The following is a 17,341-nucleotide window of genomic DNA, read 5'->3' as shown; positions in this document are numbered from 1 at the left end:
TCGAGAGCCGGGGCTGGATCAGTTGGCCAGCAGCCTCTCGTTCACGACCTTGCCGCCCTGCGTCAGGCGGATGGCGTTGCCGATCTCTTCGTCGAGCACCGGCGCGTTCTTCTCCTTGTCCCAGAAGGCGGAGAGGAAGTTGTAGAGGTTGCGCGAGAACAGTGCCGACGCATCCGTCGCCAAGCGCGAGGGCACGTTGCGGTGCCCGACGATCTTGACGCCGTGGATGGTGACGACTTCACCGGCCTTGGCGCCTTCGACATTGCCGCCCTGCTCGACCGCGAGATCGACGAGGACGCTGCCCGGCTTCATGCTGGCGATCTGCGCGTCGGTGATGAGGCGCGGCGCAGGCCGGCCGGGGATCAGCGCGGTGGTGATGACGATGTCCTGCTTGGCGATATGCGACGAGACCAGCGCAGCCTGCGCGGCCTTGTACTCGTCCGACATCTCGGTGGCGTAACCACCCGCGCCCTCGCCCTCGATCCCCTTCACGTCCTCGACGAAGATCGCCTTGGCGCCGAGCGATTCGATCTGCTCCTTGGTGGCGGACCGCACGTCGGTCGCGGAGACCTGCGCGCCCAGACGCCGCGCGGTGGCGATCGCCTGAAGCCCGGCAACGCCCACACCCATGACGAATACCCGCGCGGCCGAGACCGTTCCGGCCGCCGTCATCATCATCGGAAACGCCTTGCCATATTCGGACGCCGCATCGAGCACCGCCTTGTAGCCCGAGAGGTTCGACTGCGACGAGAGGATGTCCATCGACTGCGCGCGGGTGATGCGCGGCATGAACTCCATCGCCAGCGCCTCCAGGCCGGCACCGGCATAGCCATCGACCCGTGCACGCTCGCCAAAGGGATTGAACCCGGCGGCGACCAGCGCACCCGGGGCGGCCCCGGCCAGCGTCGCGGCGTCGGGTGCCTGCACACCCAGAATGATCCCCGCGCCCTGCACGGTGCTCGCCCGATCGCCCACGGTCGCGCCAGCGGCGGCATACTCGGCATCGGCAACCGATGCTTCCACACCGGCACCCGCCTCCACCGCCACGCTCGCTCCAAGCGCTATGAACTTCTTCACCGTCTCAGGCGTGGCGGCAACCCGCCGCTCGCCCGGCGCGAGTTCTTTTAAAACCGAAATTTTCACGACAATTCCCCCTGTGTCCGCAATCCGTCGCCCGATCAGGCGATAAGGATAACGACGAGCGCACCGACGAGCAGCGAAGCAATTGTGCCCCACTTCATCATGCCGATGAACCCGTTATAGGTCTGTTCGGCTGCCTTTATGTCGTTCTGACCGGCCATTTTCGTCCCCTGACATCTGTGTGATTCAAAACCGGCATCTCTCTTAGGGCCAAGCCGCGTCGACAACAACCCCGCGAATTTGCGCTCAAAGCTGCGATTTTGCGCATCAGCCCTGTGATGCGCGTAACAGCGTCGCGATTCCCACAGGATTAACACCGTCTTTACCCCGAGGCGGTAAAGCGTTGCCACAACTTCGCGAGGACGGAATGGCGCACAACGGCACACCGATGCTGATGCTGATCGACGATGAACCGGCGCAACGGCGGCTGGTGTCAGCGCTTGCCGCCCGTTCGGGCTGGCGCACGATCTTCGCGAGCGATGACGAATCGGCTATCGCAACACTCGGCACGCAGGATGGCATGCGCCTCGATGCGGTGCTGCTCGACCAGTGGAGTCCCGAAATTCGCCCGGCCGAACTGATCGAGCAGATCCGTGCGCGCCGCCCGGCCCTGCCCATATTGGTCCTGACCGCCCACAACAATGTGCTCGACGCCGTCGAAGCGATGCGCGCGGGGGCCTGCGACTATCTGTCCAAGCCGATCGCACCGGAACGCCTTCTGGCAGCGCTGGACGCGACGCTTGACGATGCGCACAACCGCGCAGGCGAACTTCGCCCGCTGAGCGAGAAGATGTCCGCGCCACTGGCGTTTGAGGAAATCGTCGGCTCCGCGCCGCAATATCTCGCCGCTCTGGCGATAGCCGCCAAGGCCGCCCGCGCCCGTATTCCGGTGCTGATCGAGGGCGAGAGCGGCGTCGGCAAGGAAGTCATCGCCCGCGCGATCCACGCCGCCTCCCCGCGGTTCCGCAGCCGGATGGTGACGGTCAACTGCGGCGCCATCCCCGCCAACCTCGTCGAATCAGAACTGTTCGGGCACGAGCGGGGCGCCTTCACCGGTGCGTTTGATCGGCAGGTCGGAAAATTCACCGATGCGGACCAGGGCACGATCTTCCTCGACGAAGTCAGCGAAATGCCGCTGGAGGCGCAGGTCAAGCTCCTGCGCGTGTTGCAGGACGGCGAAGTCCAGCCGCTGGGCGCGCGCCAGCCGATCCATGTCGACGTCCGTGTGATCGCCGCGACCAACAAGGTTCTGGCCGACGAAGTGGAAGCGGGGCGCTTCCGCGAAGACCTCTATTACCGCCTTAACGTCATGCATGTCGCCGTGCCACCGCTGCGCGACCGGATCGGTGACATTCCTGCGCTTGCGCGCCATCTGCTTGGCCGCCTGTCGAGCCAGCCGGGGTTGCGCAGCCTCGGGATTACCAGCGAGGCGCTCACTCTGCTCATGCAACACAGCTGGCCCGGCAATGTGCGGCAGTTGCAGAACGCGCTGTTCCGCGCATCCGTGCTGTGCGACGGTGACGCGCTGACCCCACAGGATTTCCCGCAAATCGCCGCGCAGATCAGTGCACGGCAGGCGGGCGGCATGACCGCCGTCGAGATGGGCCGCGACCAGAGCGTCGGCGTCACCCTGTTCGGCAACAACGGCCATATGCGCCCGCTCTCTGACATCGAAGCGGACGTCATCCGCCTCGCTATCGGCCATTATCGCGGCCGCATGACGGAAGTAGCGCGCCGCCTGGGAATTGGGCGCTCGACGCTCTATCGCAAGCTCACCGAGCTGGGGATCGACAGCGCGGCCTGAGGGCGGGTCACCTGCCCTAACAGTAAAGTTCTATCATCCGGAATGACTTACGCCCGGTAGAGCGCATCCAGCCTCTCCCGATACACGTCGCGGATGACATGGCGGCGAATCTTGATCGACGGGGTCAGCATTTCATTTTCGGTCGTGAATGGCTCATCAGCAATGATAAACTGACGCACGCGTTCGGTGGCCGACAGTTCGGCGTTCACCCGGTCGACGGCGGCGCGTAACGCGCTGTGCAGGTCGGGTGATGTTGCCAGCACGCGCAGGTCCGGCTCCACGCCTCGGTCTCGCGCCCATTGCGCCAGCCATTCGGCCTCCGGCACGATCAATCCAACGATATAGGGGCGCTTGTCGCCGCTCACCATCGCCTGCGCAATCTCGTCCTGCAGGGTCAGCATCCCCTCGACCTTTTGCGGGGCGATATTGTCGCCCTTGTCGTTGACGATCAGATCTTTCTTGCGATCGGTGATGCGGATGCGACCCTTGGTATCCAGTTCGCCGATGTCGCCGGTGTGCAGCCAGCCATCGCGGATGACGCGGGCGGTTTCGGCTTCGTTGCGCCAATAGCCCTTCATCACCAGCTCACCGCGCACGAGGATTTCTCCGTCTTCCGCGATGCGCACCTCGACGTCGGGAAGCGGCTGACCGACGGTGTCCATCGCAATACCGACGCGCGGGCGGTTGCAGCTGATGACCGGCCCCGCCTCGGTCTGGCCATAGCCCTGAAGCAGGGTGATGCCGAGCGCGTGGAAGAAGGTGCCGACATCCGGATTGAGCGGTGCCCCGCCCGACACCATGGCCTTGATGCGGCCCCCGAAGCGCTGTTGCACCTTCGGCCGGATCGTCCGGTCGACAAGCAGCCGCATCGGCCAGTCAAGCAGCGACAGGCGCTGGCCCGCCATGCCCTTCCCGCCAATGCGCAACGCCTGTTGCAGCAACAGTGCGGGCACGCGCCCCTGCTTTTCCACCGCCTTCAGAACACGCGCGCGCAGCAACTCGAACAGGCGGGGGACGACCACCATGATCGTCGGACGCACCTCTTCGATATTGCTGGCGAGCTTGTCCAACCCTTCCGAATAATAGATCTGCGCGCCCAGCCCGATGGGAAGAAACTGACCGCCACTATGTTCATAGGCATGCGAAAGCGGGAGAAACGAGAGAAACACTTCCTCGCCCCAGCCAAAATCCTCCGCGATGATTGCGACACAACCGGCCACGTTGGTGAGGATCGCACCATGATGCTGCATTACGCCGCGCGGGGAACCGCCCGTGCCGCTGGTGTAAATGATACAGGCAAGGTCGTCGCGCTGCATCGTCTGCGCAGCCGCGCAGGCAGCGACGTCCCCTTTATGTGCGGCGATCAAGTCGTTCCAGCGGTGGCAGGTGAAAGCGTCGGACTGGACCTGCGGCAAGGCTTCTATCCCGATGACAAGACGCACGTTTGACCGCAGCACAGCGGGCATCAACGGACGCGCCAGCTTGGTGGTCGACACGATCACCGCCCGCGCGCCGCTGTCGGTCAGGATATGATCGTGGTCACGCGTCGTGTTGGTGGTGTAGGTCGGCACGCTGATCGCGCCCGCCGCCATGATCGCGAGATCGGCGATGCAGAATTCCGGCCGGTTCTCCATCACCAGCATTACCCGGTCGCCGGGGCCGATCCCCTCCGCCTTCAGCGCGGCGGCAAGGGTTGCGACCTGCACGGCGGTCTCCGTCCAGGTGAGCGCGCGCCAGCTTCCGGCTTCCTTGCGCCACAGGAACGGCTTGTCACCCTCTTCCCCCGCACGGGTAAAGAACATCGTGACGAGGTTGGGGAACCGCTCGAACGCGCGCATCATCTCTCCGCCGTAACGTCATTTTTGGGCGGTTATACCGACGCTATTGCGCGAGGGCCACCCCCGGACTGCGCGGATCGGCGGCGCCGACCCACCCGGTGGTGGTCAATTCGGCCGCATTGGCCTTGAGCGCCCATGTTCCGACCGACACATGATGACCCAGCGATTCGAGCGGCAGCTTCAGCGCTTCCGCGCTGCTCCCCTGCTCCAGCGCCAGCCCGTCCGCGTTGAAATAGACCAGCCCCAGCTCAATTGAATCCTGTGCGCTCAACCCCCAGTCGAGATGGGCGATCAACGCCTTGGCGACCTGCATGATGATCGTCTTGCCGCCTGCCGCGCCGACCGTGAAGACTGCTTTGCCGCGTGCGTCATAGACGATCGTGGGCGCCATGGACGAGAGCGGGCGCTTGCCCGGCTCCACCCGGTTGGCGACAGGCGCGCCATCTTTCTCGGGTGCGAAGGTGAAATCGGTCAGCTCGTTATTGAGCATATAGCCGTTGACCGCGATCTGGCTGCCGAATGGCCCTTCCACGGTGGACGTCATCGACACGATGCTGCCAGCGCCGTCGACCGCAACGAAGTGCGTCGTGCCGGGTACTTCCGCCTGCACGGCCGGAGTGCGGGGCCTTGCGCCCGGCGGGGTGCCAGCCTCATATTTTTCGGGTGCGCGGATCATGGAAATCAGCGCGGAACGCCGGCGCATATAGGCCGGATCAAGCAGACCGGCGACGGGCACATCGACGAAATCGCGGTCCGCCCCATAGATTTCCCGATCAGCATAAGCGAGCCGCATGGCCTGCGCGATCAGATGCCAGCTCAACGGATTATCCTTGCCCAGCTTCGCGAGATCGAAGCGTTCGAGCATGCCGAGGATCTGGAACACGGTGGTGGCGCCCGAGGACGGCGGCCCCATGCCGCACAGGGTATAAACCCGGTAATGCGAACAGACCGCCGGGCGCTCCTTCGCGCGATAGGCCGCGATGTCGGCGGGTGTCATGCCGGTGGCGTTGCGCGCCGCTGCGCCGACTGCAGCGCTGATCGCTTCGGCATTGCTGCCGGTATAGAAGGCCTCCGGCCCTTCGGCGGCGAGTCGCTGGAGAAAAGCGGCGAGCTTCGGGTTGCGGATCGTCGCGCCTTCCGTGGCGGGCTTGCCCTCGATCCAGTAAAGCGCGCGCGCCTCTGGGAAATCCTTCCAGAGCGGCGCGACGGTCTGCAACCGGCGGGCCATCACGGCGTTTACCACGAACCCATCGCGCGCCAGCCGGATCGCGGGCGCGAAGAGGTCGGCCCAGGGCAGCTTGCCCCATTTGCCATGGGCCTTTGCAAGCAGGGCGACATTTCCCGGAACGCCCACGGAGCGCCCGCCGGGGAACGCTTCGGCAAAGGGCAACGGTTTGCCATCGGCCCCGATGAAAAGCTGCGGACTGGCCGATGCAGGTGCGGTCTCGCGCCCGTCGATCGTGTCGATGAGGCCTGTCCGCCCATCATGATGCAGCAGGAACCCGCCGCCGCCAATGCCACTCGACTGCGGTTCCACCACAGTAAGCGCCAGCATCATCGCCATCGCGGCGTCGGTGGCGTTGCCACCCATGCGCAGGATCTCCTGCCCCGCCGCACTGGCACGCGGGTCGGCGGAAGACACGACACCCTGCGCCCGCGCAAATTGGGGACAGGCGAAGAGCAGCACGAAGGCAAGGAAAATCCGGATCATTCCACGAGCCTAGCCCGCGTCAGCCCCGCTGCCAACGGCGTTGTTGAGAGATGCAAAGCCATCGCGCCGCAACAACGTCACAAGCCCGGCGTTGATGCGTGCCGCGAGCCACGGTCCTTCATAGACCATCGCGCTGTAGATCTGCACGAGCGACGCCCCGGCGCAAATCCGGGCATAGGCCTGTTCTGCACTGGCGATCCCGCCCGCTGCGATCAGCGGCACCGCGGCGCCCAGCCGCGTGCGGAAATCGCGCAGGCGGGCAAGTGCCAGATCGTGCAGCGGCGCGCCGGACAGGCCACCTGTCTCCTGCGCATGGCGGGAGCGGAGCGGCGGTCGGCTGATCGTCGTGTTTGACACGATCAGCGCGTCGAGCCGATGGGCGACAGCGCAGGCGGCAATGTCATCCATGTCGGCGGGCTCAAGATCGGGCGCGACCTTGAGGAAGATCGGCGTCTGGTCCGCACCGCGTGCTTCCATTACGGCGGAGAGCAGGTCGTCCAACGCTGCGCGGTCCTGCAACGCGCGCAGGCCCGGCGTGTTGGGGGACGAGATGTTGATCGTCAGATAATCGGCGAACGGCGCCATGGTCCGCACCCCGGTTGCGTAATCGGCAATACGGTCGGACGCGTCCTTGTTCGCACCGATGTTGATGCCGATCATTCTCCCGTTGCGTGGAATAGAGGCCAGCCGAGCGGCGGCAGCAGCCTGGCCCCGATTGTTGAAGCCCATGCGGTTAATGACCGCCTTGTCCTCCGTCAGCCGAAACAGGCGCGGGCGGGGATTGCCGTCCTGGGGTAGCGGAGTCAGCGTACCAAGCTCCGCGAAACCAAATCCGAAACGGTGCATTTTGTGAGCCACCAGTCCGTCCTTGTCGAAACCGGCGGCAAGGCCCACCGGATTGGGGAAACGGAGGCCTGCGACCGTAATCTCCAGGAGAGGATCCGCCGGCGCGGGCGTCCCCGAAGGCAGGGCAGACAGCGCGCGCAGGGTGAGGCCATGGGCGGTTTCCGCATCGATACGAAACAGCAGCGGGCGAAGCAGCGGATAAATCATTCCGCGCCTATGCCTTGCCCTCGTGCTGGCGTCAAAAATCCAACGAACAATATGGCTCGGCCGCCAACCATGTCCCCTTTTGGTCCACTTTTGCCCCCGAACTGGGATAAAGATGTCGCAATGGATCAAAAAATTGATGGATAAATGTTACATGTCCATTTTGTACAAGATGAGTCATTCGCTGTTGCAGTACTGAGCAATTGCGACCCGAAGGGCTCTTGGTCATTTGGCTTAAGAGACCTTTTTTCCTTGGGCCCGGCGGTTTTCCGCTGGGCCCTTTTTTTGTGTCCTGTCCTGTCACCTGCCGATAGGGGTTGCATCACAGCCAATAAAACCTCACTTTGCGCTGCAATGCAGACGAGCCGGAGACATTGCGCAGATCATGTATCATAACTATCCCGACAACACCGAAGAGGGATTTGTAGGCCTGCGCTACTGGGTTCCACCCGAACATCTGCGGAATTTCTTCGGGTCGGTCTATTTGTTTACTGTCAAGCGACCGCAATACAGCGATCTCACCCGCGCGGACATGCCGCAGCTGCGCTTTATGCTGTCGGGCAGCGGGCATTACACATTTCACGATGGACGGGAAGCCGCAACGCCGAAAGTCTGCATGGTGGGACCGACCATGGGCGCGACCCGCTTCCAGCTCGACAGCCCCAGCGTGGTGTTCGGGACCTCTTTCCTACCGCTGGGATGGATGGCACTGGGGTGCGAGAGCGCCGACCGGTGGATTGACAGCATTTACGACGTGATCGCCACCCATGGACCGCAATTCCAGGACATGCTGGATATGATGCGGGCGGAGCGCGATCCCGATATCATCGTTGAGCGCCTGTGGCAGTTCCTGGAATCGCAGCTTCGCCCCATTCCGGCCGGGGTCGAGACGGCAGTCGCGGCGATCGACGCCTGGCTGAGCGACGAAAGCTCCCCCCAGGTGGATCGACTGGTGGCGGCGAGTGGACTTTCCGCCCGGCAGGTCGCCCGCACCACCAACCGGCTGTACGGAGCACCACCCAAGCTGCTGGCGCGCAAGTATCGGGCGTTGCGGTGCGCTTCGCAGATCGTGATCGACAAGAAAAGCTGGGTCGACCTGTGCGAGGAAGGCACCTTCTACGACCAGCCGCACTTCATCCGCGAGATCAAGCAGTTCATTGGCCTGACGCCGCACCAGTTGATGAACGACCCCACCGATGTCGCCCGTCTGACGGTACAGCGCCGCGCGCTGACGGGACTCGTGGCGGAGATCAACCGCATCAGCTGAATCTTGGATCGGATTCCGGGCGCTTTGCTAACGACTCGCAACAAGGTTTTGCGGGTTGATTTGCACGGTTTCCGAAGCCACATGCCTAATCAGATCGAATTTGTCCGATTAGGAGTGCAGAGTGCGGCTGTCCAGCCTTGCCGATTATGCTGTCGTGATGATGCGGGCCGCATCGCGCCATTGCGGTGCCGCGCGGGTCAGCGCGACCGATCTGGCGCAGGAAACCGGCATTCCCCTGCCCACAGCTCAAAAGCTCGTCAGCCTCCTCACGCGCGCGGGCCTCATCAAATCGGTGCGCGGCACAGGCGGTGGGATCACCCTCGCCCGCCCTGCTGCTGCTATCAGCCTCGCCGAGATTATCGAGGCGGTCGAAGGACCCATTGCGATGACATCCTGCGTCGAGAGCGGGCGCCATGATTGCGCGCTCGAAGGCAGCTGCGCTGTCCAGCCGCATTGGGGCGTGGTGAACGAAGCGGTGCGTGGCGCCTTGGGCGGGGTCAGCCTTGCCAGCCTGTCGTCCGCCGCTCCCGCCCTGCCCCGCTCCGCCCCTCTTGCCGTCAGCGGAGCCCTGTCATGACCGAAGTGAAAGACGCCGCCGCGCGCGATGCCGCCAAGAAGCTGGAAACCTATGAGTGGGGGTTTTCCAGTGATATCGAGCAGGATTTCGCGCCTAAAGGATTGAGCGAAGAGACAGTCCGGTTCATTTCGGCTAAGAAAAATGAACCACAATGGATGCTCGACTGGCGGCTGAAGGCGTTCGCGCTGTGGCAGACGATGGAATCGCCGGACTGGGCGAAGCTCGACATCGCGCCGATCGACTATCAGGACGCCTATTATTACGCGGCGCCCAAGCCGAGGAAGGAACTCGCCTCTCTGGATGAGGTCGACCCGGAAATCCTGCGTGTGTACGAGAAGCTGGGCATTCCCATTGCGGAGCAGGAAGTGCTCGCCGGGGTCGCGGGCAGCCGCAAGGTCGCCGTCGACGCGGTGTTCGACAGCGTGTCGGTCGCCACCACCTTCCGCAAGGAGTTGGAGGAAGCGGGCGTCATCTTCCGCTCGATCAGCGAAGCGGTGCGCGAATTCCCCGACCTCGTGCGCAAATATCTCGGCAAGGTCGTGCCGATGCACGACAATTACTTCGCGACATTGAACTGCGCGGTCTTTTCCGACGGCACTTTCGTGTACATTCCCGAAGGCGTGCGCTGCCCGATGGAGCTTTCCACCTATTTCCGCATCAACGCGGAGAATACCGGCCAGTTCGAGCGCACTCTGATCGTCGCGGACAAGGGGAGCTATGTCAGCTACCTCGAAGGCTGCACCGCGCCGATGCGCGACGAGAACCAGCTGCACGCCGCCGTGGTCGAACTGGTCGCGCTGGACGATGCTGAAATCAAATATTCGACGGTGCAGAACTGGTATCCCGGCGACGCGGACGGCAAGGGTGGCATCTATAATTTCGTGACCAAGCGGGCGCTGTGCCAGGGGCGCAACTCCAAGGTGAGCTGGACGCAAGTCGAGACGGGCAGCGCGATCACCTGGAAATATCCCAGCTGCGTGCTGTCCGGCGAAAATTCGGTTGGCGAATTCTATTCGGTCGCCGTCACCAACAACCGCCAGCAGGCGGACACCGGCACCAAGATGATCCATCTGGGCAAAGGCTCCCGCTCGACCATTGTCAGCAAGGGCATCAGCGCGGGGCGCAGCAACAACACCTATCGCGGCCTCGTGCGCGTGGCGGCGAACGCGGAGGGCGTGCGCAACTTCACCCAGTGCGACAGCCTGCTGCTGGGCAGCGAATGCGGCGCGCACACAGTGCCCTATATAGAGGTGAAGAACCCGTCGGCGACGATCGAGCATGAGGCGACGACGAGCAAGATTTCCGACGACCAGCTCTTCTACGCGATGCAGCGCGGGCTTGGGCAGGAAGAGGCGGTGGCGCTGATCGTCAACGGCTTTGCCAAGGAGGTGCTGCAGCAACTCCCGATGGAATTCGCGGTGGAAGCGCAGAAGCTGCTGGGGATCTCGCTTGAGGGGAGCGTGGGGTGAGCTTCTCGACAGAGTTTTTAGATAGCGCACATCGGCATTGCTCAACTAATCGGCAGGAACTGCTCAATAGCTCGAAATGTGGCTGTTTCTACTGCTTCAAAATTTATGAATCATCTGAAATTGAAAATTGGGTGGAAGAAACGCAGGGGAATTTTGCATCGGCTTCTGACCCATTTACAGCCCTGTGCCCAAAGTGCGGCATTGATGCAGTTATCGGAACGGCATCTGGGTATCCGGTCGATGATGTGACTTTCCTGCAAAATATGCATACAAAATGGTTTGAATAGAAAATGCTTCAAATAACTAACCTCTCGAACACCGTCGCGGACAAGCCGATCCTCAAGGGGCTGTCGCTCACCATCCAGCCAGGGGAAATCCATGCGATCATGGGGCCGAATGGCGCGGGGAAATCGACTTTGGCCTATACGCTCGGCGGGCGGCCCGGCTATGAGGTGACGGGGGGCACGGTCACGTTCCAATCCAATTCCGTTCGCCCTGAGCTTGTCGAAGGGCTGTCCTTCTCCGGCGATAAGAGAGAAGAAAAGGACGGTGCTTCGACAGGCTCAGCACGAACGGATGTGGGAGCCATCGACCTCCTCGCCCTCGATCCCCATGAGCGCGCAGCGGCTGGCCTGTTCCTCGGCTTTCAATATCCGGTAGAGATTCCCGGCGTGTCCAACCTGCAATTCCTGCGCGAGAGCCTCAATTCGCAGCGCAAGGCGCGCGGGGAAGCGCCGCTGTCCGGCGGCGAGTTCATCAAGCTCGCCAAGGAGAAGGCGGCGCTGCTCGGCATGGATATGGACATGCTCAAGCGCCCGGTGAATGTCGGCTTTTCGGGCGGCGAGAAAAAGCGCAACGAGATGGTGCAGATGGGCATCCTCGACCCCAAGCTCGCGATCCTCGACGAAACGGACAGCGGCCTCGACATCGACGCGCTGCGCATCGTCGGTGCTGGGATCAACGCGATCATGCGCAAGCCCGACAAGGCGGTGCTGCTCATCACCCACTACCAGCGACTGCTCGATTATGTGAAGCCGGACTTCGTGCATGTGCTCGCCGGTGGGCGCATTGTGAAGAGCGGCGGCCCGGAACTGGCGCTCGAGCTGGAGCGCGAAGGCTATGCCGAGGTGGTGGCCGCGTGAACGCGCTTGCCCTTCCCACGCGGCGCGATGAAGCCTGGCGCTACAGCGATCTGGACGCGCTCGCCACGGCATGGCCGGCCGCAGCGCCGGAGCTGATCATCGTGCGCGCGGGAGACAGCGCGGCACATGTGCTGTTGCAGGATGCGCCGGACGATGCGGTCGCGATCCGGGATTACCGCGTAGAAATTGCAGCGGGCGGATCGTGCGGCTTTCACGTCCTCAATATCGGCGGCAAGCTGGGCCGGGTGACGATCAGCGTGACGCTGGGCGAAGGCGCGCATTTTGCGCTGCACGGCGCGATCATCGGCGGGTGTGAGCAGACGCTGGAGATCGTCACCACTGTCCACCACGCCGCACCGGGTGCAACCAGCGAACAGGTCGTGCGATCCGTCCTCGCAGGGCGTGCGACGGGCAATTATCTTGGCAAGATCGCCGTGGCGCGCGATGCGCAGAAAACCGACGCATCGCAATCGGTCAAGGCCATGCTGCTCGACCGCACGGCGACCGCCAACGCCAAGCCGGAGCTGGAAATCTACGCCGACGACGTGAAATGCGCGCATGGCGCAACCGTCGGCGAGCTGGACAAGTCGGCTTTGTTCTACATGGCGTCGCGCGGGCTCGACCCGGCAACCGCGCAGACGCTGCTGCTGCGCGCTTTTGTCGCGGGCGTGTTCGACGGGATTGCGGACGACGCGAAACGGGAGAGGTTCGAAGCGGCGGCGTTGGCGAAGCTGGAGGCGCTGGCATGACTACGGACATTCTGACCCGTAACTGGCGCGCCGACTTTCCGGGCGTGGGCGCGTGGCATTATCTCGACACCGCCGCGACCGCGCAGAAGCCAAAGCAAGTGATCGATGCGATCGCGCGCGCCTACGGCCCCGACTATGCGACGGTGCATCGCGGCGTCTATGCGCGCTCAGCCAATATGACGATTGGCTATGAAGCCGCACGGCGCAAGGTCGCGAACTTCATCGGCGCAGGTTCGGACAGCGAGATCGTGTTCGTGCGCGGCGCGACCGAGGGGATCAACCTTGTCGCCGCCAGTTGGGGCGGCGCGAACCTGACGTCCGGCGACCGCATCCTGCTCTCCACGCTGGAGCATCATAGCAACATCGTGCCGTGGCAGATGATCGCGGAAAAGGTCGGCGCGTCGATCGACGTCGTGCCTTTAACCGAAGATGGCCAGATCGACCTCGACGCGATGGAGGCGATGATCACGCCCGCGCACAGGCTGGTGGCCCTCGCCCATGTGTCGAACGTCCTGGGCAGCGTGCTCGATGTCGAGCGGGCCAGCGCGATTGCCCACGGCGTCGGCGCGAAGGTCCTGATCGACGGGTGCCAGGCGGTGCCGCGCTTGGGCGTCGATGTGCAGGCGTTGGGCTGCGATTTCTATGTGTTTTCCGCACACAAGCTTTACGGCCCGACCGGCATCGGCGTGCTGTGGGCGCGCAAGGAGCTGCTCGACGCGATGCCGCCCTATCAGGGAGGCGGATCGATGATCGACAAGGTCACGTTCGAGAAAACAACCTATGCCCCCGCCCCCACGCGGTTCGAGGCAGGGACGCCGCATATCGTCGGCGTTTCAGGACTGGCAGCGGCAATCGATTATGTGCAGGCGATCGGCCTCGACGTGATCCATGCGCACGAAGTAGCGCTGGTGGCGCAGGCCCGCGAAGCCCTCTCTGATCTCAACAGCGTGCGCCTGTTCGGGCCGGAAAACAGCGCGGGGATCCTGAGTTTCGAGGTCGAGGGGGTGCATCCCCACGATGTCGGCACCATATTGGATGAGGAAGACGTGGCGATCCGCGCCGGTCACCACTGCGCGCAGCCGCTGATGCGGCATCTGGGCGTCGAGGCGACCGCGCGAGCGAGCTTTGGCATTTACAATGACGAAAGCGATGTCGCGGCGCTGGTGCGCGGCATCGAGCGGGTAAGGAAGATATTCACATGAGCGAGGAACAGCACAGGCTCGCGGTCGAGGAAGTGGAGGCGGTGACTTCGCCGCCCAAGGCGCGCGTGGAGGATGCCGTCGAGCAGCCGGAAAGCGCACGCGACAAGCTGGAGCGCAAGAAGGATTATCTCGAGGGCTTCCTTGCGCAGCAGCCTGCGTCCGTGGAAGCGGGCGAGCCGGGCGGCGATGTCTATGAAGGCGTGATCGGCGCGCTCAAGGACATTTTCGACCCGGAGATTCCGGTCAATATCTACGATCTCGGCCTGATCTATGGCGTCGACGTGACGGACGGCGGGCATGTCGTCGTGACGATGACGCTGACGACGCCGCACTGCCCGGTCGCCGAATCCATGCCCGCCGAGGTCGAGCTGCGTGTCGGCGCGGTGCCAGGCGTCGGCGATGTCGAGGTCAATCTGGTCTGGGATCCGCCATGGGACCCGCAACTGATGAGCGACGACGCGAAGCTCGAACTGGGGATGCTGTGATGAACGCACAAACGCCGACCCGCGCCCGGCCTGCCGCCGTCATCCTCACCCCCGCAGCCGAACAGCGCATCGCCGATCTGATGGCGCGTGCGCCCGAGGGGGCGATCGGCGTCAAGCTCTCCACGCCCCGCCGGGGCTGCTCGGGTCTTGCCTATTCGGTCGATTATGTGACCGAGGAAGCGAAGTTCGACGAGAAGATCGAAACGCCCGGCGGTGTATTCTACATCGACGGCGGGTCGGTGCTGTATCTCGTCGGCAGCACGATGGACTGGGTGGAGGACGACTTTACCGCTGGGTTCGTGTTCAACAATCCCAATGCCAAGGGTAGCTGCGGCTGCGGGGAAAGCTTTACGGTTTAAAGAATTGTTTCTTCCCGTTCGTGCTGAGTTGTCATTGAGCGAAGTCGAAATGGCGTATCGAAGCACCCTTCGATACGGGACTTTGATTTAAACCGTCATCCCCCCTCGGTCAGCGCGGCATCGCGCAGGCCGCGCCAGACGTGGACCATCTGCACCGTTTCGGGCACGTCATGCACGCGCAGCAGTTGCGCGCCGAGTTCCACGCCCCGGAACGCCAGTGCGACCGAGCCGCCGAGGCGTGCGCTGGCGGGCGCTTCGTTGGAGAGGGCGCCGATCATCCGCTTGCGGCTCGCACCCAGCAACAGCGGTACACCCAACCCCTGAAACAGCGCCAACCGGTTGATGATCGCAAGATTCTGATTGAGCGTCTTGCCGAAACCGAGGCCCGGGTCGACGATGATCTTCTCCCGCACGATGCCCGCCGCGACGCAGGCGGCGATGCGCGCCTCCAGCCAGTCGAACACATCGGTCACGACATCGTGATAGGAGGGATCGGCGTGGGGATCCTCCCCCGGAGAGGGCGCATGCATCAGGATGACCGGGCAACCCGCGCGCGCGACGACGTCCATGCTGCGCGGGTCGTGCAGCAGCGCGCTGACATCGTTGACGAGGGACGCGCCTGCGCCCAGCGCGGCCTCCATGACGGCCGCCTTGCGCGTGTCGATGGAGACCGGCGTTCCGGATGCCGCGAGCCGCTCAATCACGGGAACGACCCGGGCAATCTCGTCCCCCTCCCACACGGTGTCGGCGCCGGGGCGGGTGGACTCGCCCCCGACATCGATGATCGCCGCGCCCGCCGCGCCCATCGCAAAGCCGCTATCGGCCGCCGCCTGGGGATCATCAAGGTGCTTGCCGCCGTCGGAGAAGCTGTCGGGCGTCATGTTGAGAATGCCCATGACCTGCGGCACATCGAAGCGGATCGTGCGCGTACCGAGCGTCAGCGGCGCACGAAGCGCGGCGACATTGGCGGCGAGCGCATGGGCGCGCTGAGCAAGGGGTTCGGGCAGACGTGTAGTCCAACCCGCAAAATCGGCGACACTGATGCGCTCGCGTACCGGGCGCGTGTCACCCTCGATTGCGGTGACCTCATAGCCTTGAAACCACAACAGCCCATTGCCCAACCGCGCCGTCTGCCCATCCAGCCTCACCGGACTTTCGGCAAACCAGATCGGGCGGAGGTATAGGCGAGTGGCAGGAGTGAGGGTGGCGGGGTCGATCATGGGGTTGGGTTATGCGGGTGAAGCAATGGGCGCAAGAGGAAGTCGCGGGCGGCCATCCTGTCCTTCCCATCACCCCGGGCTTGACCCAGGGTCCCGCTACCCCTTGCTAAGGCAGCAGCGTTACCTACTCTCAATCCTCATTCGCCAGCAAATAGGTCTGCCGCAGCGTATCGATCGGTTTCAGCCCATCCTTCCCGTCGACATGCCAGAAGGTCCAGCCGTTGCAGCTGGGTGCGCCCTGCAGTTTGGCGCCGAGGCCGTGGATGGAACCGCTTTCGTCTCCGCACTGCAGTGACCCATCGGCGCGGACGACCGCTTTCCAGCGGCGCTTGGTGTCGCTCAGCACTGTCCCCGGTGCGATCATACCGGTTTCCACCAGCGTTCCAAACGCGACCTTGGGTTGCTGGCGCGGACTTTGCATGGTGGTGAGGGCGGATTCATCGAGCGGGAGGGCCGCTTCGATCCGTTCCAGCGCGACCTCAACATATTTGTCCTCGCGCTCGATGCCGATCCACCTGCGGCCCAGACGCTTGGCGACCGCGCCGGTGGTGCCGGTACCGAAGAACGGGTCGAGCACCACGTCGCCCGGTTTGGTGCAGGCGAGGAGGATGCGGTAGAGCAACGCCTCTGGCTTTTGCGTGGGGTGCGCCTTGGTGCCGTCGCGCTTCAGGCGTTCCTGCCCGCTGCAGATCGGGATCACCCAGTCGGAGCGCATCTGCAGCTCGTCGTTCAACGTCTTCATCGCGCGATAGTTGAAGGTGTAGCGCGCGTCCTCGCCCTGGCTCGCCCAGATCAGCGTCTCGTGCGCGTTGGTGAAGCGCGTGCCCTTGAAATTGGGCATCGGATTGGACTTGCGCCAGATGATGTCGTTCAAAATCCAGAAGCCCTGATCCTGCAGGCTGGTGCCGACGCGGAAGATATTGTGGTAGCTGCCGATCACCCAGATGGTGCCGTTGGGCTTGAGGATGCGGCGCGCTTCCGTCAGCCAGTCGCGGGTGAACTTGTCATAGACGGCCAGCGTGTCGAACTTGTCCCACGCGTCATCGACCGCATCGACGCGGCCGCCCTCAGGCCGGAACAGATCGCCGCCGAGCTGAAGATTATACGGCGGATCGGCGAAGATCATGTCGATGCATGCATCGGGCAGCTTGCGCATTTCCGCGACGCAATCGCCCTGGATCAGCCGGTCGGCCTCCAGCGGCACGACGGGCGCGACAACAGCCTTTGCGGCAGCCTTTTTCGTGCGCGTCGCGACGCGTTCCATAACACCCATAGTCTAACCCCCGAAACTGATGCAGCCGGAATGAGTCCGCGCGAGTCTAGCGTCA

Annotated in this window: 17 protein-coding genes; 10 read left to right on the top strand and 7 right to left on the bottom strand. The window is 63.6% G+C overall.

Features of this window, described 5'->3' with window-relative positions; genetic code table 11:
• Window positions 1-18: 18 nt before the first annotated feature.
• Both FHS92_RS12280 and FHS92_RS12275 read right to left on the bottom strand, forming a co-directional pair.
• Entirely contained in the window at window positions 19-1,143 is a 1,125-nt protein-coding gene (locus FHS92_RS12280; protein WP_184081029.1) for a Rossmann-fold NAD(P)-binding domain-containing protein, read from the bottom strand.
• Between the two features lie 35 nt (window positions 1,144-1,178).
• Complete coding sequence (locus FHS92_RS12275) at window positions 1,179-1,301, bottom strand: aa3-type cytochrome c oxidase subunit IV (protein ID WP_184081028.1); 123 nt, start codon at window positions 1,299-1,301, stop codon at window positions 1,179-1,181.
• A 206-nt stretch (window positions 1,302-1,507) separates the two neighbouring features.
• Here FHS92_RS12275 and FHS92_RS12270 point away from each other — a divergent pair, with 206 nt between their 5' ends.
• Window positions 1,508-2,944 carry a sigma-54-dependent transcriptional regulator gene (locus FHS92_RS12270; protein ID WP_184081259.1) on the top strand — a complete coding sequence of 479 codons (1,437 nt, stop codon included), beginning with the start codon at window positions 1,508-1,510 and terminating at the stop codon, window positions 2,942-2,944.
• 47 nt (window positions 2,945-2,991) lie between these two features.
• Here FHS92_RS12270 and FHS92_RS12265 read toward each other — a convergent pair whose 3' ends face one another.
• Genes FHS92_RS12265 through FHS92_RS12255 form a run of 3 tightly spaced genes read right to left on the bottom strand, consistent with a single transcriptional unit; the run spans window position 2,992 to window position 7,546 of the window.
• Window positions 2,992-4,782 carry an AMP-dependent synthetase/ligase gene (locus FHS92_RS12265; protein ID WP_184081258.1) on the bottom strand — a complete coding sequence of 597 codons (1,791 nt, stop codon included), beginning with the start codon at window positions 4,780-4,782 and terminating at the stop codon, window positions 2,992-2,994.
• A 43-nt stretch (window positions 4,783-4,825) separates the two neighbouring features.
• Window positions 4,826-6,493, bottom strand: a complete 1,668-nt coding sequence (gene ggt / locus FHS92_RS12260; RefSeq protein ID WP_184081027.1) for a gamma-glutamyltransferase — start codon at window positions 6,491-6,493, stop codon at window positions 4,826-4,828.
• A 9-nt stretch (window positions 6,494-6,502) separates the two neighbouring features.
• Window positions 6,503-7,546 carry a quinone-dependent dihydroorotate dehydrogenase gene (locus FHS92_RS12255; RefSeq protein WP_184081026.1) on the bottom strand — a complete coding sequence of 348 codons (1,044 nt, stop codon included), beginning with the start codon at window positions 7,544-7,546 and terminating at the stop codon, window positions 6,503-6,505.
• Window positions 7,547-7,928: 382 nt separating this feature from the next.
• Between FHS92_RS12255 and FHS92_RS12250 the strand changes: the two genes are divergently transcribed.
• The 9 genes from FHS92_RS12250 to FHS92_RS12210 all read left to right on the top strand — a co-directional run bounded on the left by FHS92_RS12250 (window position 7,929) and on the right by FHS92_RS12210 (window position 14,793).
• Window positions 7,929-8,810 (top strand): helix-turn-helix domain-containing protein, encoded by an 882-nt coding sequence (locus FHS92_RS12250; RefSeq protein ID WP_246351978.1) that lies wholly within the window; start codon window positions 7,929-7,931, stop codon window positions 8,808-8,810.
• 121 nt (window positions 8,811-8,931) lie between these two features.
• The gene (locus FHS92_RS12245; RefSeq protein ID WP_184081025.1) at window positions 8,932-9,387 is read left to right on the top strand and encodes an SUF system Fe-S cluster assembly regulator; all 456 of its coding nucleotides are present in this window, start codon (window positions 8,932-8,934) and stop codon (window positions 9,385-9,387) included.
• Entirely contained in the window at window positions 9,384-10,856 is a 1,473-nt protein-coding gene (sufB, locus tag FHS92_RS12240) for a Fe-S cluster assembly protein SufB (protein ID WP_184081024.1), read from the top strand. Before FHS92_RS12245 ends, sufB begins: the two co-directional genes overlap by 4 nt.
• Window positions 10,853-11,143 carry a hypothetical protein gene (locus FHS92_RS12235; protein WP_184081023.1) on the top strand — a complete coding sequence of 97 codons (291 nt, stop codon included), beginning with the start codon at window positions 10,853-10,855 and terminating at the stop codon, window positions 11,141-11,143. The genes sufB and FHS92_RS12235 overlap by 4 nt, the downstream gene beginning before the upstream one ends.
• Window positions 11,144-11,146: 3 nt before the next feature.
• A complete protein-coding gene (sufC, locus tag FHS92_RS12230; protein WP_184081022.1) occupies window positions 11,147-11,998 on the top strand; it encodes a Fe-S cluster assembly ATPase SufC in 852 nt (283 codons plus the stop codon).
• Complete coding sequence (locus tag FHS92_RS12225; protein WP_184081021.1) at window positions 11,995-12,747, top strand: SufD family Fe-S cluster assembly protein; 753 nt, start codon at window positions 11,995-11,997, stop codon at window positions 12,745-12,747. Before sufC ends, FHS92_RS12225 begins: the two co-directional genes overlap by 4 nt.
• On the top strand, window positions 12,744-13,949 hold the full coding sequence (locus FHS92_RS12220) for a cysteine desulfurase (RefSeq protein WP_184081020.1): 1,206 nt from the start codon (window positions 12,744-12,746) through the stop codon (window positions 13,947-13,949). The genes FHS92_RS12225 and FHS92_RS12220 overlap by 4 nt, the downstream gene beginning before the upstream one ends.
• Entirely contained in the window at window positions 13,946-14,434 is a 489-nt protein-coding gene (locus tag FHS92_RS12215) for an SUF system Fe-S cluster assembly protein (RefSeq protein WP_184081019.1), read from the top strand. Before FHS92_RS12220 ends, FHS92_RS12215 begins: the two co-directional genes overlap by 4 nt.
• The gene (locus FHS92_RS12210) at window positions 14,434-14,793 is read left to right on the top strand and encodes a HesB/IscA family protein (protein ID WP_184081018.1); all 360 of its coding nucleotides are present in this window, start codon (window positions 14,434-14,436) and stop codon (window positions 14,791-14,793) included. Before FHS92_RS12215 ends, FHS92_RS12210 begins: the two co-directional genes overlap by 1 nt.
• A 95-nt stretch (window positions 14,794-14,888) precedes the next feature.
• On the opposite strand, the gene folP is transcribed toward FHS92_RS12210, so the two are convergent.
• Both folP and FHS92_RS12200 read right to left on the bottom strand, forming a co-directional pair.
• On the bottom strand, window positions 14,889-16,013 hold the full coding sequence (folP, locus tag FHS92_RS12205) for a dihydropteroate synthase (RefSeq protein WP_184081017.1): 1,125 nt from the start codon (window positions 16,011-16,013) through the stop codon (window positions 14,889-14,891).
• A 130-nt stretch (window positions 16,014-16,143) separates the two neighbouring features.
• Window positions 16,144-17,286, bottom strand: coding sequence for a site-specific DNA-methyltransferase (locus tag FHS92_RS12200; RefSeq protein ID WP_184081016.1), 1,143 nt, complete (start codon window positions 17,284-17,286; stop codon window positions 16,144-16,146).
• Window positions 17,287-17,341: the final 55 nt, after the last annotated feature.

The sequence above is a fragment of the Sphingobium subterraneum genome (assembly GCF_014199435.1).
GTDB classification, from domain to species: Bacteria; Pseudomonadota; Alphaproteobacteria; order Sphingomonadales; family Sphingomonadaceae; genus Sphingobium; species Sphingobium subterraneum.
The sequence above is the reverse complement of the archived record's forward strand: the minus strand, read 5'-3'. Positions and strand labels throughout refer to the sequence as shown.